The organism is Vibrio sp. 10N.261.51.F11 (assembly GCF_041471665.1).
Lineage (GTDB): Bacteria > Pseudomonadota > Gammaproteobacteria > Enterobacterales > Vibrionaceae > Vibrio > Vibrio crassostreae_C.
This window is the reverse complement of sequence record NZ_JBFROW010000006.1, coordinates 92997-114165: the sequence shown is the minus strand read 5'-3', so window position 1 is coordinate 114165 and position 21169 is coordinate 92997. Positions and strand designations below refer to the sequence as shown.

Annotated in this window: 16 protein-coding genes; 3 read left to right on the top strand and 13 right to left on the bottom strand. The window is 46.7% G+C overall.

Annotation, left to right across the window (positions count from 1 at the left end):
- Positions 1-8 precede the first annotated feature (8 nt).
- Together AB4351_RS03620 and AB4351_RS03615 are read right to left on the bottom strand one after the other, a co-directional pair.
- A complete protein-coding gene (locus AB4351_RS03620) occupies positions 9-641 on the bottom strand; it encodes a 3'-5' exonuclease (protein WP_017062708.1) in 633 nt (210 codons plus the stop codon).
- Between the two features lie 10 nt (positions 642-651).
- Complete coding sequence (locus AB4351_RS03615) at positions 652-2484, bottom strand: DUF294 nucleotidyltransferase-like domain-containing protein (RefSeq protein ID WP_102333896.1); 1833 nt, start codon at positions 2482-2484, stop codon at positions 652-654.
- A 232-nt stretch (positions 2485-2716) separates the two neighbouring features.
- On the opposite strand from AB4351_RS03615, the gene AB4351_RS03610 reads away from it, so the two are divergent.
- Complete coding sequence (locus AB4351_RS03610; RefSeq protein ID WP_372125082.1) at positions 2717-3913, top strand: 3-phenylpropionate MFS transporter; 1197 nt, start codon at positions 2717-2719, stop codon at positions 3911-3913.
- A 117-nt stretch (positions 3914-4030) separates the two neighbouring features.
- Positions 4031-7462 (top strand): PAS-domain containing protein, encoded by a 3432-nt coding sequence (locus tag AB4351_RS03605; RefSeq protein WP_372125079.1) that lies wholly within the window; start codon positions 4031-4033, stop codon positions 7460-7462.
- 148 nt (positions 7463-7610) lie between these two features.
- Here the strand turns inward: AB4351_RS03605 and AB4351_RS03600 are convergent, their stop codons facing one another.
- From AB4351_RS03600 to AB4351_RS03585, 4 genes are all read right to left on the bottom strand, one after another.
- Positions 7611-8735 (bottom strand): lyase family protein, encoded by a 1125-nt coding sequence (locus tag AB4351_RS03600; RefSeq protein WP_372125076.1) that lies wholly within the window; start codon positions 8733-8735, stop codon positions 7611-7613.
- 12 nt (positions 8736-8747) lie between these two features.
- Positions 8748-9134: a hypothetical protein gene (locus tag AB4351_RS03595; RefSeq protein ID WP_017068852.1), complete on the bottom strand. Its 387-nt coding sequence runs from the start codon at positions 9132-9134 to the stop codon at positions 8748-8750.
- A gap of 200 nt (positions 9135-9334) precedes the next feature.
- A complete protein-coding gene (locus AB4351_RS03590; protein WP_017062715.1) occupies positions 9335-11038 on the bottom strand; it encodes a sodium:solute symporter family protein in 1704 nt (567 codons plus the stop codon).
- Between the two features lie 10 nt (positions 11039-11048).
- The gene (locus AB4351_RS03585; RefSeq protein ID WP_010435433.1) at positions 11049-11315 is read right to left on the bottom strand and encodes a DUF4212 domain-containing protein; all 267 of its coding nucleotides are present in this window, start codon (positions 11313-11315) and stop codon (positions 11049-11051) included.
- 426 nt (positions 11316-11741) lie between these two features.
- Between AB4351_RS03585 and AB4351_RS03580 the strand changes: the two genes are divergently transcribed.
- Positions 11742-13493, top strand: coding sequence for a potassium/proton antiporter (locus AB4351_RS03580; RefSeq protein WP_136979831.1), 1752 nt, complete (start codon positions 11742-11744; stop codon positions 13491-13493).
- Here the strand turns inward: AB4351_RS03580 and AB4351_RS03575 are convergent.
- The 7 genes from AB4351_RS03575 to arcC all read right to left on the bottom strand — a co-directional run bounded on the left by AB4351_RS03575 (position 13490) and on the right by arcC (position 21136).
- Entirely contained in the window at positions 13490-14119 is a 630-nt protein-coding gene (locus tag AB4351_RS03575) for a response regulator transcription factor (RefSeq protein ID WP_017062717.1), read from the bottom strand. The genes AB4351_RS03580 and AB4351_RS03575 overlap by 4 nt on opposite strands.
- Before the next feature lie 212 nt (positions 14120-14331).
- Positions 14332-16179: a protein-disulfide reductase DsbD gene (locus AB4351_RS03570; protein WP_372125073.1), complete on the bottom strand. Its 1848-nt coding sequence runs from the start codon at positions 16177-16179 to the stop codon at positions 14332-14334.
- Between the two features lie 175 nt (positions 16180-16354).
- Entirely contained in the window at positions 16355-16843 is a 489-nt protein-coding gene (locus AB4351_RS03565; RefSeq protein WP_017063664.1) for an arginine repressor, read from the bottom strand.
- Between the two features lie 327 nt (positions 16844-17170).
- Complete coding sequence (pyrI, locus tag AB4351_RS03560; protein ID WP_017062720.1) at positions 17171-17635, bottom strand: aspartate carbamoyltransferase regulatory subunit; 465 nt, start codon at positions 17633-17635, stop codon at positions 17171-17173.
- A gap of 15 nt (positions 17636-17650) precedes the next feature.
- Positions 17651-18580: an aspartate carbamoyltransferase gene (pyrB, locus tag AB4351_RS03555; protein WP_017063665.1), complete on the bottom strand. Its 930-nt coding sequence runs from the start codon at positions 18578-18580 to the stop codon at positions 17651-17653.
- Positions 18581-19072: 492 nt separating this feature from the next.
- A complete protein-coding gene (locus tag AB4351_RS03550; protein WP_372125070.1) occupies positions 19073-20083 on the bottom strand; it encodes an ornithine carbamoyltransferase in 1011 nt (336 codons plus the stop codon).
- 141 nt (positions 20084-20224) lie between these two features.
- Positions 20225-21136: a carbamate kinase gene (gene arcC / locus AB4351_RS03545; protein WP_017062723.1), complete on the bottom strand. Its 912-nt coding sequence runs from the start codon at positions 21134-21136 to the stop codon at positions 20225-20227.
- Between the last annotated feature and the right edge of the window lie 33 nt (positions 21137-21169).

Below are 21169 nucleotides of genomic sequence, written 5' to 3'. Positions count from 1 at the left end.
TGGTTGAATTAAGAATAAGAAGAGTTGAAACGGGGAAGGTCACCATGTTTCAGGCGCACAAAGATCAGCGCAGCGGAGATAGCGTCTTGTAATGCATCATGTTTATTGACCGGGATAGGTAAATCGAGTTGGCGACAGATGGCGTCCATACTGAGATCAAAATAGGCATTGGGCAGCTGTCTTTCGAGTTTGTCTTGATAGAGTTGGCTCACTTCGACTAATCGGTTAGGCAGTGGAAATCCAAGCTGTTTTAAACAGGCGCGGTCGAGAATTTTTTTATCATAGCGGATGTGATAGCCGACTAAAGGACGATTTCCAATGAAGTTCAGTAGCTCGATTAAAGCCTGTTTTTCTTCGATGCCGTGCTTTAGATCTTGATGACGGATACGGTGGATTTTTATTGAATTGCAATCGAGCGATTGGGGGGCGCGCAACCGGACTTCAAAAGGTTGGCTGGTAATGATTCGGTTACCGATGATCTTGGTCGCGGCAATGGTAACTAATTCTGCCTGATTGGGATCTAGGCTGGTGGTTTCACAATCGAGCGATACATATTCATGATCAATAGGCGCAGTAAACAGAGGCTGATAGAGGGAGCCTTTGAGCTTGTGATGCCAGTAATAGCGAACCAACCTATTCATCGTTCAATGCCTAATCCCGTATCTGATAGTGGTAGCCGAGCCATTGCTTGAATTTCTTCACCACGTGCAGGCTATGACGAAGCAGATCCCTGTCTGCTCGTTCCATCAGTTTGACGTTAATCTTGTTGCTGCTGTGCTGCTGAGAAAGCCTTTGGGCTAAGCGCCACTTAAAGAATTGCTTGAGTGCTTCACTGAGATTATCGGCAGTACTTTGCTCTAATACTTTCTTGCTGACCAGCTGCTCAATGCGTTCGAAGGTGTTGTTGACCGTGACACCATGTTCTAGGCAAAGCGCTCTCACACCATGCACGATAGGGAAAATACCGCCTTGTTTGATATCGAGTCCGGACTTAGATTGCTTCACATTACCAAACAGGGTCAGGGGAACTGAGAAGTTCAGCGCCGGGCGGCAGAACTCCGTCAGAATCAATTCTTGTCCGAGCATTAAATCACTGAGGTGCTGCTTTACAGGTTTTAATAACTCTCTATTCCCCGCTACTGCGTGTGCATCTGCCATGATCGCGATATCCATCACGGTGTCTGGCGTGGCTTTTTTTACCCAATGGGTGAGGGTTTGTTTCCACTCTTGTTCTGAATGCACCCATTTCGGATTGTTGACCATTACGTTGCCCGGGCACAGTGGGTAACCCAATTGTTGAAGGGTATGGGTGAGGTCGTTCATGGCACTTTGGCATTGATGCCATTCCAAACCATCTTGAATAATCAGAGCGTTGTCTTGATCGGTTTTGAGAATTTGCTCTCCACGCCCCTCAGAACCCAACACGATTAGGCAGCAATGATTATGCAGTGCAGGTGGGATCACCAACTCAAAAGCCTTCTCTATGATCTGTTCGTTGACCGCAGAAATCAGCTCCATGATAAAGCGTGTGCGAATCCCATTACTGAGCAAGCTCTCGACCAGTTGACGTTGTTTGTTGGATGCCATTGCCAATTCTTCAACGCTGGTGGCGCGCGCAATACGCAAAGTAAGAACGTGGGAGTGTGTGGAGAATGCACTGAGAATCTGTGTCATATCCACCATGCCGACCGCATTTTTACCATCACAAACCATCAACCTTTTTACTCGATTTCTGGTCATGGTAATCATGGCGTTAAATAAGAAATCGCCTTGGTTCACGTGCATCACCGGAAACGTTGCGATCTCACCGACAGGCGCATCCAGTGTGAAATTATCGAGCATCACAGCATGCAATAAATTGGTTCGAGTGACGATTCCATACGGCAAGGAATATGATGATCCAAAAGCTTTTGGATCATTATGTTCCAAATGGACTAGGGCCGAGTCTAACCCTTGTTCTTTAAGGGTTTGAGTGACTTGGTTGATCGGTTGGTTTGGTTCAAGTATCAGTGGTGGGTGATAGATAGAGTCATCCACTTTGGTTAATATAAACTCGGCAAGATTCTGTTGCTGCTGGGCGGCTTCTATCAAAGCTTTTCGTGTTGATAGGTTGCTATCAAAGTAGGCAGCGAATTGGCCATTGGCGTGGTAAAGCTCAAGAAAAATATCGGTGGGCAGCAGATAACTTAATGTATCTTCGAGTGCGATATATTGGTGTTTTGTGTGGGGTTCAAACTGGCTGCGGACATCAAAAATATCGTCATTGGCATAGTGTGCGTAAATCTCACCATCACTGCTCGCGCGCTCTTCAACAGCTCCTTTGATCAAAATATGCAGGTGTCGGCTCGGCCTTTCAGCTTCCAGTATCACTTCTTGAGAGCGGTAATACACCACGTCTAATGAAGAGCGAAGCTTCAACTGTTCGGCGTCGGACAGGCTATCGAAGGGCGGGTGCTGCATATTAAATTTGTCAGGCATAAGCATCACAAGAAGAAATGGGAGTCTTTAATCAGTCTGACAAAATACCAGCGAAGCTCCAGACGACTTTAGTCTAAATGCGAGTATGAGTATTGATGAGCGTGAAATCTCTTGTTGAAATGCGATATCCAGACCCATTGAATATGGGAATACTATCCCAGTAATAATTCCCTTTTTCATCGTATGCGAGATAGGCATAATTGGTGCTGCCTTTTTCCGCACACTTTATAGGTCATTTATGTTTAGCCCTTCACCCTATGGCTGGATCTCTCAGTATTTTCTTGGTTTCTTTTTTGCGTATGGCGTGTATTTGCCATTTTGGGCGTTGTGGTTTGAAGACCAAGGCGTGTCTGCTGGTGATATTGGCGTATTGATTGGTATCGGCTTTGCGACTCGTTGTGTGGCCAACTTAGTGATTACGCCGCGTATCCATAAAGTGGAACACTTGATGCCAGCGCTACGCTGTTTGAGTTTCGCTGCGCTGCTGTTTGTCGGTTTCCACCTCTTCACCGGTGGCAGCTTTATACTGATGTTGTTGGCAACGGTACTGTTTAACCTCTGTTGTGGGCCGATCATTCCTCTTTCTGATGCGATGGCTAACCATTACAGTCGTTTGAAAATGCTCGACTACGGCCGAACTCGTCTTTGGGGATCAATTGCCTTTATCGCAGGTTCAACGGTTGTTGGCTATTTGGTGGCACAATTCGGCACCGACATGATTTTGTATACTGCGCTTGCCGGTGTGTTGCTGTCATTGATTCTTGCGATGAGAAACCCCAATGTGATGCCAGTAACACAATCTGAGCAACAAGCGGCGCGACCAAAACTAGGTGAACTGCTGCGTGAGTCGTCAGTGGTAAAGTTTTTAGCCTTGATGGCGCTGCTGCAAGGTAGTCATGCGGCTTACTACAGTTTTAGTGCGATTTATTGGAAAGAAGCGGGTCACTCAGAAGCTATCATCGGTTATTTGTGGAGTTTGGGTGTTGTTGCTGAAGTGGCCGTATTTGCTCTGAGTAAGCGATTATTCTCAGGCTGGTCACTGCGTACTTTGTTTGTCGTCGCGGCTATTGGGGTGATGGCGCGTTGGGGTATTACCGCATCAACCACGGCGATTTTTGCACTGGTGATGGTGCAGTTGCTGCACGGTGTGACATTTGCCATGGCACACATCGCCGCGATTCAATACATCCAATCTGAAGAACAAAACAAGATGGTTGCGCTACAAGCCCTGTATAACGCGATTCCATTAGGTGCCTTTATTGCACTGATGACCACCTTAAGTGGTTGGGGTTATGAGCTTTGGGGCGCAAATATCTTCTGGGGCATGGCTGCAATGGGTGCACTTGCTCTGTTCATTAAGTTGGATGAAAGAAGTTCAGTGGTTGAGATTAATCAATCAGATTCGGAACAGTCAGAATCTCACAGCAAATGCTGATAATTAGAGTCTAAAGCACAGAATTTAAGCGATGCGATTGAGTTAATCACCCATCCTTAGTTAAATGAAACCTCTCCCTTATGGAGAGGTTTTTTTATGGATGAAAAAGGGTTTTCAATGCAAGGATGGATAGTAATTCCAGTCTCTTTAGCCTACTTGGGCGTGTTATTTCTGATCGCTTGGTATGGAGACAGGCAGGTTCGTTGGCTATCGCGTTGGCGCCCGTGGATCTATAGCCTTTCGATTGCCGTGTATTGTACCTCTTGGACCTTCTATGGAACGGTCGGGCAGGCGAGTAACAACCCTTGGTCTTTTTTACCCATTTACCTCGCCCCGATTCTAGTCTTTACACTAGGCTGGCGGATCTTGGCGCGGCTGATCCTGATTGCGAAGCGGGAACATATCACCTCCATTGCCGACTTTATCGCGGCTCGTTATGGAAAATCTCAGGGCTTAGCGGTGGCGGTGACGGTTATCGCCGTGGTTGGTATCCTTCCTTATATTGCTCTGCAACTGCGTGGTATTACCATGGGGTTGGATATTGTTGCACCCAACCTAGCGGCTGACTTCGGTTATCAGGACTATCATGTGTCTTGGTTTGTGGTCGGTGCTTTGGCTATTTTCACCATGCTGTTTGGTACAAGACACATTGATAACACAGAGCATCACCGTGGCATGATGATGGCGGTGGCGTTTGAATCCATCGTTAAGCTCGCGGCATTCCTGATCGTTGGCCTATTCATCATGTATCTGGCGATGAGCAGCGACAAGATCGACTTGCTTGATGTGGCGGCTTCCACCTACGAATCACCCAATATTCCGACCTTAATTATTCATACCGTTTTGACCATGTTGGCGATTGTCTGTCTGCCACGCCAGTTCCATACCATGGTGGTAGAGAACGAACGTCCTCAAGACCTGCATACCGCTCGTTGGTTGTTTCCGCTTTACCTGATTTTGATGGGACTGTTCGTGCTGCCAATTGCTTGGGCAGGACAAGGACTACTTACTGGTATGCCAGCGGATACCTATGTGATCAGTGTGCCAATGTCAGAAGGCGCTAATCACATTGCCTTGCTGGCTTTCCTTGGTGGTACGTCTGCGGCAAGTGGCATGGTGATAGTGTCGACCATCGCCTTGGCGATCATGGTGTCGAATGATTTAGTGATGCCATTGTTACTGCGCCGTATGCGCCTAACTCAAAGAACCCATCGACACTTTTCTGGCCTGCTATTGGTGATTCGCCGCGGGCTAATTTTACTGCTGTTACTGGGTGCTTGGCTGTTTTATCAGGCGCTCGATACCATCCATTCACTGTCAGCGATTGGCTTTCTTTCCTTTGCTGCGATTGCTCAATTCGCGCCAGCACTTATTGGTGGTTTGTACTGGCGCCCGGGTAACCGCAAGGGCGTGTATGTCGGCTTAATGGTGGGCTCGTTGATTTGGCTGATTACCTTGATGAGCCAAACCAGCATGTTGGCTGGCGACAGTGAAAGTAACCTTTTACTGTGGATTATCACGCCGCCAGAACTGCTCAGTAGCTGGAATATCAGCAGTTCAAACTGGGGCATTGTGCTGAGTATTGTACTTAATACCTTGTGCTATGCCGTGGTTTCGATGACGACTCGCCCAAGCCTAAGTGAGCGCTTACAATCAGCAGCATTTGTTGGCACGCCGCTGCCTGAAAACGAGAATATCAGCCTTTACCAGAACCGAGTGACGGTCGCTGAATTAGAGATGCTGGCGTCGCGTTTTGTAGGCCGTAAGCGTGCCAAAAGTGCCTTACACAGCTATTGGCAACAACACGGTCAGCCGCTGCTTCCTAATCAACAAGCGCCTGCAAGTCTGATTCGACACGCAGAGCGCGTGCTTGCTGGGGTGTTTGGTGCTTCGTCTGCTAAGTTAGTACTCACTTCTGCTTTACAAGGCAGAAACATGCAGCTTGAAGAGGTTGCGACTATCGTTGATGAAGCTTCTGAGCTGTACGACTTCAGTCGTGGTTTACTGCAAGGTGCGATTGAACATATTGGCCAAGGTATTGCAGTAATCGACAAACAAATGAGGCTGGTGGCGTGGAATCAACGTTACTTAGAACTGTTTGAGTTCCCTGCTGGCTTGATTCAGGTTGGTCGACCCATTTCAGATGTGATTCGTCATAATGCTGAGCAAGGTTTGTGTGGTCCTGGCGACCCGGAAGATCACGTTCGCCGCCGTGTTTATCACCTTGAACAAGGCACCCGACATACTTCTTCTCGTATTCGTCCTGATGGTCGAGTGATTGAAGTGCAAGGTAACCCGATGCCAAGTGGTGGCTTTGTGATGAGCTTTACCGACATCACGGTATTCCGACAAGCAGAGCAAGCGCTAAAAGATGCTAACGAAAGCTTGGAATCGAGAGTTCATGAACGAACTCAAGAACTCGAGAAGCTTAACCATCGCTTGGTAAAAGCAACTCAGATTTCGGATCAAGAATCACAATCCAAGAGTCGTTTTCTTGCGGCTGTGAGTCACGATTTGATGCAGCCATTAAATGCTGCTCGTTTGTTTGCTTCTTCGCTATCTGAGGTCGCAAAAGAACAAGAGGTCAAACAGCTTTCATCTCACATCGAGAGTGCGCTTGGTGCGGCTGAAGATCTGATTGGTGATTTGTTGGATATCTCGCGCTTGGAGTCGGGCAAGTTAGAAACCAACATTCATGCGATTGCCGTGCATGATGTACTAACCAATTTGAATGCGGAATTTAGCGCTTTAGCGATACAACAAAAAATCCAGTTTCAAATGATCCCGTCGTCATTGTTCATTCATTCTGATCCTAAGTTATTAAGACGTGTGATTCAGAACTTTTTAACTAATGCGTTTCGCTATAACCCTGAAGGAAAAGTGGTACTTGGTGCGAGACGAGTAAATGGTCAGGTTCGAATCGATGTGTGGGATAACGGAACCGGTATCGATGAAGACAAGCAGCAAGAGATCTTCGAAGAATTTACTCGTGGTAGCCAAGTGCGTGCTGATCAGGGGTTAGGGCTAGGATTAGCCATCTCCAAAGGTATTGCCCATGTGCTTGGTCATCAAATATCGATGCGTTCATGGCCGGGTCAAGGCAGTGTCTTTTCCATCACCTTAGCGAGAGCTGAAAAGGTGGCTCCGGTTGTACAAGCTTCGACGCCAATGGCGACCAGTGATATCGAGCACTTGAAAATATTGTGTGTCGATAATGAACGAGAGATTTTAGTCGGTATGGAGAACTTGATTGGTCGTTGGGGTTGTGAGGTTAAGACAGCCGTTGATCTAGTTGAAAGCTTGAAGTGCCTAGATGATGGTTGGCAGCCTGATGTGATTTTCTCTGATTATCGTTTGGATAATGGTCGAACTGGACTCGAAGTCCTGCAGCAGTGTCGTTTACGTCTTGGGGATTCTTTTGAAGGGGTCATCATCAGTGCTGATAGAACCGATGACATGCTGACAGCGATAAAAGCCAATAGCTTCAGCTTTATCGCTAAGCCCGTGAAACCGCTAAAATTAAGAGCGGTTCTAAATCGGGTGAGTTAGTTAAGAATAATCAGCTCGAATTTCTAATTAATGAACGGATGTAAAAAAGGCCTCGGATGAGGCCTTTTTTGTTTCAGTAAGGATTGTTAATGCCTATTCGCTTTTTAACTAACTAGATAACTAGATAACTAGATAACTAGATAACTAGCTAACCAGCAATACCACCCTGTGTCAGTGTGGTCGGATTGAGCAGTTTGCTGAGTTCTTCTCGGCTAAGATCGGTTTCTCTTTCTGCCACATCAAGAATCGGTAAGCCTTCTTTGTAGGCCTTCTTGGCAATATCTGCTGCTTTTAGGTAACCAATCACAGGGTTGACCTTTCCTGGCATGATAGACGAGCCCGGTTGCAGCGCTTGTAACTCAATTTCCCCTAAGCCAGCCAGCGGGCCTGAGTTCATCCAGCGAAGATCGTTTGAGATCTTGAGGATCGCAACTGCTGCAGTTTTAAGCTGACCTGACAGCGCAACGATCGCGTCTTGACTGCTGAGGCTAAAAAAGAAGTTTTCACTCGAGCTAAAACTGATCTTTGTCGATTGAGACAGGTTACTCGCAAACTTATCGGCAAAGCGTGGGTCAGCATTGATCCCTGTTCCAACCGCAGTACCACCTTGTGCTAAAGCCTTGATAGCGGGCAGGGTGTTCTCTATTGCTTGCTTAACGTGTTCTATCTGAAATTTCCAACCACCTAGCTCTTGAGCAAAGGTCATTGGCATCGCATCCATTAGATGAGTGCGGCCGGTCTTCACGACCTCCGCAAGTTCCTGTTGTTTGATGGTGAGTGCTTCAGAAAGGTGAGTTAATGCAGGTAATAGCTTATTTTCAGCCATCAAAGCAACGCTCACTTGAATTGCGGTTGGCACCACATCGTTACTGCTTTGGCCCATGTTGACGTGATCATTGGGGTTCACGTCGCCTTGCAAGCTTCTTGAGGCAAGCGTAGCAATCACTTCATTGGCATTCATGTTGGAACTGGTACCTGAACCGGTTTGGTAGACATCGATAGGGAATTGATCGAGGTGTTTACCCTCAATGATCTCTTGGCTGGCTTCGGCTATCGCGTTGGCAATATCACCTTCCAGTAGACCTAACTGAGCATTGGTATCTGCCGCTGCCTGTTTAATTAACGCCAGTGCTTGAATAAAACTGGTCGGCATCTTGTGAGAGCTAAACGCGAAGTTATCCGCTGCACGCTGAGTTTGTGCTTGGTATAGCGCATCGGCAGGGACTTTCACTTCGCCCATGCTGTCTTTTTCAATCCGAAATTGTAGGGTCATGTTCTATCCTTGTTAGCCAAGTGGGGCTTGGACTTGTTTTAGTGTTTGGCTGAGATTCAAAAAACGCGCTTGGCCTTGAGGTTGCTGGCAGTAGTGGCGCTTCAAATAAAATAGTGGTGAGTGAATAGAGTCTAGGCAGATATGACGAAAGGCGAAACTGCGCTGAGGAGACTCAATCGCTTCAATCAAATGAAAGAAAACTTGGCGTAGATACAGCTCGCACAACAAGATGTTTTCTTGAGCGGCATGCTTTTCATAGTAAGCCGAAAGCGTCAGTGCACACTCGATATACTCTCGAATTACAAACGGCTCATGGCCTTGAACTTGTTCTAATGAAGCAAAGCGATCCTGTGCTTTGTAAAATCTCGAATAGAGAACCTGCTGCTCTTTCATCATCATCTGCATCTCTTTATTGGATGCTAATGATAATTATTATCAAATAAAATTTTAAAAACAACCCTTTGTTTATCTTTTTATAAAGTGAGCAGAAAAAGAAAAAGCCGATACACGAAGTATCGGCTTTCTGGAGTCAGTACCTAATCCCTACAATGTAAGTACTGATTCATTTTTTGCTAAACATCTTTGTTTAATGGTCGTGCTTAGTGGTCGTGAGCTTCACCTGCACCTTTCGGGTAACGGATGTTCTCAACCATATCTTGTACATCTTGTGGTACTTCAGCAGTTACTTTGTTTACAGCAATCGATACTACGAAGTTTAGACACATACCTAGCGTACCGATGCCTTCTGGGCTGATACCAAACCACCAGTTTTCAGGTGTGCTTGCTGCTGGGTTAATGAACTTGAAGTAGATGATGTAGCTTGCTGTGAAGGCAATACCTGACAACATACCTGCAATTGCGCCTTCCTTGTTCATCTTCTTGTAGAAGATACCTAGGATAATCGCTGGGAAGAAGGATGCTGCGGCTAAGCCGAAGGCAAACGCTACTACCTGTGCTACAAAGCCTGGTGGGTTAATACCTAAGTAACCGGCACCGACAATCGCGACCATGGCTGCCAGACGAGCGGCTAACAGCTCCTGCTTGTCGGTCATGTTTGGTCTGAAGCCTTTCTTCAACAAGTCATGTGAAATCGACGTTGAGATGACCAATAGTAGACCCGCGGCTGTTGATAGTGCGGCTGCTAGGCCACCGGCTGCAAGCAGTGCTACAACCCAGTTTGGTAGTTTCGCTAGCTCTGGAGAAGCCAGTACGATGATGTCACGGTTAATCTTCATCTCGTTGCGCTCATCGCCCGAGTAGAACATTTTGCCATCGCCGTTCTTATCTTCCCAACCTACTAGGCCAGTGCTTTCCCAGTTTTTGTACCAGCTTGGTGCGTCCGCTGCAGCGACACCTTGCATGTCAGGGCCGTTGATTGTTTCGATCATGTTTACACGAGCGAATGCTGCAACGCCTGGTGCTGTTGTGTATAGCAATGAGATGAACAGTAGTGCCCAACCCGCTGAGATACGAGCATCACGTACTTTTGGTACCGTGAAGAAACGAATGATTACGTGTGGAAGACCCGCAGTACCGACCATTAGAGCCGCACAGATGAAGAATACATCTACCATGCTCTTGTTACCTTCGGTATAGGCGGTAAATCCGAGTTCTTCGGTCAGTCCATCCAGTTTATCAAGAAGGTAAACATCTGTGCCTGATAGCGTAGAGCCCATACCAACTTGTGGAAGTGGGTTACCTGTCATCATGATTGAGGTAAAGATTGCTGGAACAAGGAAGGCGAAAATGAGGACACAGAATTGAGCTACCTGCGTATAAGTGATGCCTTTCATGCCACCTAGTACTGCGTAGAAGAACACAATACCCATACCAATGATGATGCCTAGGTTAATATCAACTTCTAGGAAACGAGAGAATACAACGCCCACACCACGCATCTGGCCTGCAACGTACGTAAACGATACGAAGATTGCACAGAATACCGCTACCATACGTGCCGTTTTCGAGTAGTAACGCTCACCGATGAAATCAGGAACCGTAAACTGACCGAACTTACGTAGGTAAGGTGCTAAACATAGCGCAAGTAGTACATAACCACCTGTCCAACCCATTAGGTAAACCGCACCGTCGTAACCAACGAATGAGATGATACCTGCCATTGAGATGAATGATGCTGCCGACATCCAGTCAGCGGCGGTCGCCATGCCGTTTGCTACTGGGTGTACACCACCGCCAGCAACGTAGAACTCACTAGTAGACCCTGCACGAGCCCAGATTGCGATGCCGATATATACCGCGAAAGTAATACCGACGAGAATAAACGTCCAAGTTTGAATATCCATGTTCTAGCCTCTAGTCTTCCTGTACGTTGTATTTTTTGTCGAGCGCATTCATGCGGACAACGTAAATAAATATCAGCGCCACGAAGGTGTATATCGAACCTTGCTGAGCGAACCAAAATCCTAGCTTGAACCCGCCAAACTGAACGGTATTGAGGGCATCCACAAATAAGATGCCAGCGCCGTAAGACACCGCAAACCAGACCGCGAGCAGTGTTCCCATAATTCCCAAGTTTTCCTTCCAGTAGGCTTGAGCATGTTCCGTAGATTCGAACGCCATTGCCTTCTCCTTTATTCCGTTTTCGTAGAAACTGTTTTTGTGAAACCGTTTTGTAAAATAGCGTGTTAACGTAATGTTACGATTTAGAATGTAGCAAGGATAAGTCAAGGGATCTGTGCAACTTTAGTCGGGATGGTATTAGCGCTAATGTACTGAAATATGGGAGCTAGGAGACATAACCATAGAAAAATGTGATGTTACAATGTTGTTAAATTAGCCAAAGGTCTAACAAAAAGGGATGAATTAGATTGCGAGTCATAAAATTTAACAACTAAATGACCGAGAAACGGTATTTAGCCCTGCTTATGACACGAAGCGAAACATAAGTTTGTTATAGTAACAACGGCACTTTCACCGACCGTGCCTTGCTAAACGGCAGAAGATCAACATGCTTATATCTTGAGTTTTATTCTTTGGGGGAACGAATTGGACGCAATAACTATCAACCACTTATTTTTAACTGGTGCGGTGCTCATCGCCATCAGTGTGCTTTTCTCACAAGTGTCCTCACGATTGGGCGTTCCGATTCTTTTGATCTTTTTATTCGTTGGTATGTTAGCGGGTGAAGATGGACCCGGTAATATTCATTTCGATGATTACTCACTGACCTACTTGGTGAGTAACCTTGCGCTTGCCGTGATTCTGTTGGATGGCGGTATGCGAACCAAGGTGGCGAGCTTCAAGGTCGCTTTCTGGCCTTCGCTCTCGCTGGCGACGATAGGTGTCGCATGTACAGCAACCTTAACCGGATTAATGGCGGCTTGGCTGTTTGACTTGTCATTAATGCAGGGCATCTTGGTCGGGGCGATTGTTGGTTCAACCGATGCGGCAGCGGTATTCTCTTTGCTGAAAGGACAGAGTCTCAATGAGCGTGTTGGCTCAACCCTAGAGATCGAATCGGGCACTAACGACCCAATGGCGGTCTTCCTGACGGTGACCTTAATTGCGCTGTTAGGTAACCCTGACGCTGAGATGGGAATGAACTTCCTACTGCAAAGTTTTGCGATGCAGTTTGGTATCGGTACTCTTGTTGGTATTGGCGGCGGCTGGGTTCTATGGAGCTTAATCAATCGAGTACAATTGGCTGATGGCCTTTATTCCATTCTGGTACTCAGTGGGGGCGTGGCGCTGTTTGCGTTCTCTAACATGCTTGGCGGCAGCGGCATCTTATCGATTTACCTAGTGGGCTTGTTCATTGGTAATCGTCCGACGCGCTCTCGACACTCTATTCTTAATGTTCTTGATGGCATGACGTGGCTAAGCCAGATCGTGATGTTCTTGGTATTGGGTTTATTGGTGACGCCATCAACGTTGATGGACATTGCTCTGCCTGCGCTGGCACTGGCCTTCGGTATGATTTTGTTTGCTCGTCCGCTGTCGGTTTGGTTGGGTTTACTGCCGTTCAGAAGCTTTTCCACCAAAGAGCGCTGGTTTGTTTCTTGGGTCGGTCTACGCGGCGCGGTACCGATCATTCTGGCGGTGTTCCCGATGATGGCAGGCCTGCCCAATGCTCAGCTGTATTTCAATATCGCCTTCTTCGTGGTTATGGTTTCGCTGATTGTTCAAGGCGGTAGCTTGATGAAAGTTGCAAGACTCGCTCAAGTGACTTTACCACCGACGCCAACACCGATTTCTCGTACCGGTATGGAGATTTATCCGACCAGTGAGTGGGAGATGTTTGTTTACAAATTGAAAGACGAGAAGTGGTGTGTCGGCGAGCCGCTTAAACGCTTATCTATGCCAGAAGGGACGCGCATTGCGGCAGTGTTTCGACAAGATGCCATGCTTCACCCATCAGGCAGCACCGTGTTAGAGGCGAACGATATCTTATGTGTGCTTGGTCAAGACAAAGATTTGGACAGCTTAAGTTCGTTGTTCAGTGAGGCGCCTCTAGCAGAAGAGGCGGCACGATTCTTTGGTGACTTCTTCTTGGATGTTGAGCTATCAGTTGCGGCAGTGAGTGATTGTTATGGTATTGAACTTGGCTCGGAAGAAGAGCGAGAAATGACGCTAAAACAATTGGTTGCTCAAGAGCTTGGCGCACACTCTGTATTGGGTGATAGCTTTGAGTGGCATGACATCACTTGGGTGGTTGCAGAGATAGATGATCATAAAGTCGTCAGGTTGGGTTTATGTTTACCTAAGACGACTTTAGAAGAGGATATCAGTGAAGCTTAATTGTGGACTTCTTGTAGCAAGATAACCGCTTGAGTACGATTTTTCACATCCAGTTTACGGAAGATGGCCGTCATATGTGCTTTGATGGTCGCTTCCGAAACATTCAATTCATACGCGATTTGCTTGTTAAGCAAGCCGTCAGAAAGCATCCCTAATACCTTGTATTGCTGAGGCGTCAGTGTGGAAATCTTTTCTGCAAGGTCGCTACACGCTGCATTATTGGTGATAAGCCCTTCAGGGAAGAACGGGTCGCCATTCAGCACTTGATTCAGTGCACTCACCAACTCACGCATATCACTCGACTTAGGAATAAAGCCAAACGCACCGTGGCTCTTCACCTGAGTGACCACGCTGGCATCTTCACTGGCAGAAACCACCACAATCGGTAGATCTGGGTATTCAGCGCGCAGTTGAATTAAGCCTGACATGCCATTGGCGCCCGGCATTTTCAGATCGAGCAGTAATAGATCCGGCTCGCCTTCTTTCTTTAGCAGAGTCAGTAAGGCATCGAGAGAATCGGCCTCAAGCAGGTTCGCACCACTGATCGCCATATGAACTGACTGAAACAGGGCGTTGCGAAAGAGAGGGTGGTCATCAGCAATGATGATGGTATAGGTCGAGTCCATGACGTTCATACTTTTAACAATTTAGTTAATATTTATTATCATCCTGATTGAGTATGTGGACAATATCTATGCATTAAAAGTCTGAACCATATCGACTTTTATCCCCGGAATAAGAAAGCGTTACTCTGAATAGCAAAAAAGCCGCACTGCCATCTCGTTACGGAGGGGCGGTGCGGCTTTCGATTCGGCTTATATTTTAGTGAATATTGCCGTTATAGCTGGTGGTTTTGCATGTGTTTTAAGAATACATCAGCAGGCATAAAACCGGTTACACGAGCATTTGGAACATGGTTACCCTCGCCATCCCAGAACTCAATCGTCGGTAAGCCAAGTACCTGTAATTGTTTAAGCAGTTCAATGTCTTGAGGCATGTTTCTCGTTACATCGGCTTGTAGCAGTACAAAGTCAGAAAGCTTGTTTTCCACATCAGCTTGATGGAAGGTGTACTTCTCGAACTCTTTACACGCCACACACCAATCGGCGTAGAAGTCGAGCATCACAGGCTTACCGAGTTTCTTCGCTTCGATGAGCTGGATTTCTAGTTCTTCAACCGTGTTGATGCGTGCAAATTGGATGTGTTGTTCTACCGTCACGCTCTTTTCTGCAAACCAGTAATTGAGCGCAGGTTGAGCTGATGCGAACAGGCCAAGCATCGCGATGATGCCTACCGCACTCTGCTTCCAGCCGCCGAATGGCAGTGCATTCTTGCTATGGTACAGCCAACCAAAGGCGATGAAGCCAAGGCCAGACCAAAGCACGGTTGCCCACAATTCAGGAATGATGCGCTCTAGCAGGAAGATAGGTGCTGCCAGCAAGATAAAGCCGAATACGATCTTCACCTTGTCCATCCAGCTGCCCGCTTTAGGCAATAGCTTATTACCAAACACTGCCACTAAAATCAGTGGGATACCCATACCCATGGCTAATGCATACAGAGCAATCGCACCGGTAAATAGGTCGCCACTCTGAGCCACATACAGCAGCGCGCCTGACAATGGCGCCGTGGTACAAGGTGAACACACTAAACCAGAGATCGCACCCATTGCGAATACGCCCAAGGTATTGCCACCTTGCTGCTTATTGCTTTGATTGTTGAGCCAAGTTTGAATGCTGTTTGGCAGTTGCAGGTTATAAACGCCAAACATCGACATTGCTAACGCCACGAACAGAACACTCAGCGCGATCAGCACGTAAGGGTGCTGCATAGCGGCTTGGAATTGCATGCCTGCTGAAGCAACCACTAAACCTAATAAGGTGTAGGTTAACGCCATGCCTTGCACGTAAATAAAGGACAGCATCAGCGCGCGACCTTGGCTGAGTTTGCCACCACCTAAAACGATACCCGTTAGAATCGGATACATAGGCAGCACACACGGCGTAAAGGCTAAACCAACACCGAGTGCTAAGAATAATAGAGGGGTCCACCAACTGTCACCGAGCTTATCGGCTAAGCCAGCTTCTTTTGAAACAGGGGCATTTGGCTGTTGAGTCGTGTTACTTACAACGTCTGCTTTCGGAGATGTTGGTTGCGTAGAAACATCGGTTTCGTTGCCAGCAGAAGATGAAGCTTGTGAGTCACTACCTTGCGAATTAGCAGAACCTGTTGCTGTGAAAGGTTCAATGTCGATGATACGAGTCTCTGGTGGGTAGCAGAACCCTGCGTCCGCACAGCCTTGATACTTAACGATCAGCTGTGAGCCATCTTGGTAACTCTGCAGAGGAACTTGCACGAATAACGGCTGAGTATAAATGCTCACCTCACCGAAGAATTCATCTTGGTGCGGCTTACCATCTTCTAATTCAACATTACCGATAGCGAGATTTTGCCCGGTGAACGAGAGGCTATGTTGATAGAGGTAGTAGCCCTCTTTTACTTGCCAGTCGAGAAGGACTTTGTCGTCTTGCTGGTAGTAATTGAAAGGGAAAGCTTGGTCTACAGGGACAAAACCATTGTTATTGCCTCCGAAGCTTGGCTCGGCGTTGTCGTTCCCAAATAGCGCCCACGCAGGCTGGGTGAATAGGGAAACACAAACAAAAAGTAATGTGGCAAGTCGTCGCATACTATTTAGTCATCAAAATGGAGTTGAAGGTATCTTAACTCAATCAGACCGTAATAGTTTGCTATTAGTTTCATCGGCAAACAAATATCCCCTAAGGCGGGATAGCGATTTTATTGGGTAATCGAGTGGGGAGCTGCAATTCAACTTGAGTGACTTGCCTTTGTAAAAGAGACATTTAAGCTACACCCAAGCGTGCTTTTACTACTTGTTCGCAAGCATCAATATTCATCGTATCTTTTGGAATAATAAGCACGGTATCATTACCGCCAACGGTGCCGATAATCTCAGTATGTGGGTCGATATCGACTAATCTTGCGACTAATTGAGCACAACCTGGATGAGTTTTTACGATGACCATCGCTTGGTTATGAGTGATGAATTCGATTTGCGATGAGATGGATGCATCGACACGAACCGGTGCACTTTCAACCGTGATGCAGTAAACCTTTTTACCGCAAGCATTCTGAATTTTGACAACACCAAGCTGTGACAAAATACGAGATACGGTCGATTGGCTGATACCGGTATAGCCAATATCGACGAGTTTCTCTCGCAGTTGATTTTGGGTCGAGAAGCTTTGTTGTTGTAGTAAGCGTTTGCACGCTGCAGTCAGTGTTTTATCTTCAGCTGAATACAAGCAACCGTGCTCAGTGATTGGGTTCATGAACAACTCCTTAAGGTCAACATGTGGTTATCGCTTGTCCATAGCGCCGAGCGTACTCCCAAAGCCGTAGAGTACGATTGTTAAATAGGGCTTACCGATGAATCCCGAAATAAAGAGGGAAGGTATGCGTGATGTATGATCGTCTATCCATTGAGTCTACCACTAAAGGATAGTTATCTTTTTGAAGGGGATCACCAAATAAAATTCTAGTTAATTGCTTTTATTTTGGAGTTTTATTCTTTTGTTAAATGGATGTTTATTCCAAGTTTGGCATAAATATCCATCGGTATTAGGGTGCTTTGGAGACCGTGATAATGGCGCTAAGGGTTAGCGAATTTCACTCATGATCTCGCGAGAGAATACTTTTTCACAGTAGTGACATTTTAGCTGCACGTTTTCCTGTTTTAGCTGCACTTTAAAGCTGCTTTCGACAGGTTCACCGTGCGAAATACAGTTGCTATTCGGGCAAGAGTAGACACTGTGGATTTGCTCTGGCAGCACAAGGGTTAGCTTATTAACCACTTTATACTCTTCAATCTGATTGACCGTTGCCTGCGGAGCATAAAGAGCCAATTGGTTGGCTTGTTCCTTGGTCAGGAAGATGTTCTCAATCTTGATTAGATCTTTATGGCCAAGTGCCGATGATGGCAGGTTTAAGCCCATAGTGATGCGCTGTTCTGTCTTGTGTAGCTTAAACAGTTTAAGGATTTTGATACCAAGGTGAGCAGGGATGTGGTCAATCACGCTGCCGTTACGGATCGCTTCTACTTGTAGCTGAGTTTGTTTAACCATGACTGTTTCTCCTGCTTATAAAGTGTCGTTAAGAACTAGGGCCAATAGGGCTTCGCGAGCGTATACACCGTTTTCAGCTTGTTCGAAGTAGTAAGCGTGTGGCGTTTTATCAACGTCGGTGGTGATTTCGTCGACGCGTGGCAGCGGGTGAAGTACCTTCATGTTTTGACGAGCGTCTTTCAATGTATCGGCGGTGAGGATGTAAGCCGATTTCATGTGTGCGTATTCCGACGCATCAAAGCGCTCTTTCTGCACGCGAGTCATGTACAGAACATCCAGTTCCGGCACGACTTCTTCAATGCTGCTGTGAGTGCTGTATTGGATGCCCATCTCTTCCAATTCTTCACAGATGTAATCTGGCATCTCTAAGACTTCTGGCGCGATAAAGAAGAAACGCACGTTATTGAATTTCGATAGTGCTTGGGTCAATGAGTGCACGGTACGGCCATATTTTAGGTCGCCGACGAACGCTACATTGAGGTTATCGAGCGTGCCTTGTGTTTCGTAAATCGAGAACAGGTCCAGCAAGGTTTGCGTCGGGTGCTGGTTAGCACCGTCGCCGCCGTTTACTACCGGCACACCGTTAGAAAATTCAGACGCTAAACGTGCTGCCCCTTCTTGTGGGTGACGCATTACAAAGGCATCGACGTAGGATGAAATAACCTGCACTGAATCGGCAAGTGTTTCGCCTTTCTTCGCCAGTGAGGTGTTACCGCCATTATCAAAGCCAATGACCGTGCCACCTAGGCGTTGAACTGCGGTTTCAAATGAAAGGCGAGTTCGAGTTGAAGGCTCAAAGAAGCAGCTCGCCACCACCTTATTTTTCAGCAGCTCTGGATTTGGCTCTGCTTTGAGTCTTGCGGCAGTATCGACGATAAGCTCCAGTTCATCACGAGAGAGCTCTGGAATGGAGATGATGTGCTTGTTAAATAACGAATGCGCCATAACGGGTCTTCCTTTTTCTATGCATACAGTCAAATTGCGGACAAAAAAAAGCCCCCTAAAAATAGGAGGCTTCGAAACGATCAATAGAGCAAAATAAAAATGACACCACCGCCACTCTTTGGCGTGTAGTTTGACAATTATGTGCGACAGAATTGCGGTTCATTTTTTGCTCTCTTTAGACAAATTGCGGAGGATTATACTCAGATAAAAAGGCCATGCAATACTTTCCGTAAAGTATTCATTTAATGGATTTTTATGCGAAATAACGTCCGTTTCTAGTTTCCATTTAAGCCTTTGTTGGAACTGCAAATCTCAGGCTTTTTCAGGTAATAATCTTTTCAAGGACATGAAAAAAAATGCGGGCTTTATCCAAGGGCTAAATCCCAAGTTCGCCGCCCGCATTTCCCTGTCATTACACTTAACTTGTCAATGTCTCGCGAACAAGTGAGTGCTTAACTTCTTAGTTGTTTCGATTCTTAGCTGTTTAGGTAATTAACTGCCTAGTGTTGCAACCATTACTGCTTTGATGGTGTGCATGCGGTTTTCAGCTTCATCGAACACGATAGAGTATTCAGACTCAACTACCTCATCAGTCACTTCCACACCGTCTTTTAGCTGTGGATATTCAGCCGCAAGTTGTTTGCCTACCGTGGTATCTTCGCCATGGAAAGCTGGCAGACAGTGCATGAATTTCACATGTGGGTTACCCGTTGCTTTCAGCATTTCCATGTTCACTTGGTAAGGCATCATTAGGTTGATACGCTCAGCCCATGCTTCTTTCGCTTCGCCCATAGATACCCAAACGTCGGTGTACAGGAAGTCACAACCTTGCACGCCTTCTTGAACATCTTCAGTCAGTGTAATTTTGCCACCTGTGTGCTCTGCGATTTCACGACACTGAGCCAATAGTTCTTCTTGTGGCCAGAACTGTTTTGGAGCAACAAGGCGAATGTCCATGCCCATTTTCGCTGCGCCAACCATCAGAGAGTTACCCATGTTGTTGCGAGCATCACCTAGGTAAGCAAAGCTGATTTCATGCAGTTGTTTACCACTGCCGTATTCCGTCATGGTTAGGAAGTCAGCCAGGATTTGTGTTGGGTGGAATTCGTCAGTCAGACCATTCCATACTGGAACTCCAGCGTAAGCGCCTAGCTCTTCAACAATCTCTTGACCGAAGCCGCGGTATTCAATGCCATCGTACATACGGCCAAGAACGCGAGCGGTATCTTTCATTGATTCTTTGTGGCCAATTTGAGAGCCAGATGGGCCTAAGTAAGACACGCGAGCGCCTTGGTCGAATGCCGCTACTTCGAATGCACAGCGAGTACGAGTTGAGGTTTTCTCAAAGATAAGCGCAATGTTTTTGCCAGTTAGTGTTGGCTGTTCGTAACCGTTGTACTTCGCTTTTTTTAGCTCCATAGAAAGATCTAATAAGTGTTGAATTTCGCGTGGAGTGAAATCTAGTAGTTTTAGGAAGTTACGATTGCGTAGGTTAAAAGCCATGATGTATTCCTTCTTAGATTTAGGCGCTTTCTTGTTACAGGGAAAGAAAATTCAAGAAAGCGCGATTCAATTTTTGTGTATTAATTTCAGTTCAAACGGTGATTCAGTTTTCTCGCAAGGTTTGAAAAGCTCGCGAGTAGATTAATCTTTGGTGATGTTGGTGCCCGCCAAGCCTTGCAGGATTTGCAAACCATCTTCGAGTGCACCAATACCGACGACTTTGCCGCCTTGCTGAATGAATTCGCACGATGCTTCAATTTTTGGTCCCATAGAGCCTGCATCAAATTCGAATTTCGCCAGTTCACTTGGTGTGGTGCTGCGCAGTGCGTGTTGAGTCGGTTTGCCCCAATCAAGGTAAACAGCGTCCGCGTCGGTCAAAATAAGCAGTGCATCCGCATCCAGTTGTTTCGCTAAGAAAGCCGCTGACATGTCTTTGTCGATAACCGCTTCAACACCCACTAATTTGCCGTTCTCTTTTTTCACTGGGATGCCACCGCCGCCAGTACAAATCACTAGGTGGCCTGCATCGATAAGTTGGGTGATCGCTTCGTGCTCAACAATGCCAGTAGGGCGTGGGCTTGGCACAACGCGACGGAAGTGTTGGCCGTCTGGTTTGACGATCCAGTGGAATTTCTCCGCCAATTCACGCGCTTCCGCTTCTTCGTAGATCGGGCCAATCGGCTTCGTTGGATCGGCGAATGCAGGATCGTTTGGATCAACGGTCATTTGCGTCAACATGCACGAGATGTTGCGGTTAGGTAGATAGTTCTTGAACTCTTGCATCAGCATGTAGCCGATCATGCCTTGAGTCTCACTGCCCAATACATCTAGCGGATACGGGTTTACTTTTTTGTATTCCAAACCTTGCAGAGCCAGTAAACCAACTTGTGGGCCATTACCATGTACTAGAACCACGTTGTACACTTTCGCGATTTCAGAGATGGTTTTAACCGCTGTTTCAATATTACGGCGTTGAACATCGGCTTCTAACGGCTCACCGCGACGAAGTAAGGCATTACCGCCGAGTGCAACAACAACAGTTTGCTTAGTCATAATTGTGTTCTCTCATTTTGGCCAAGCTGAGAT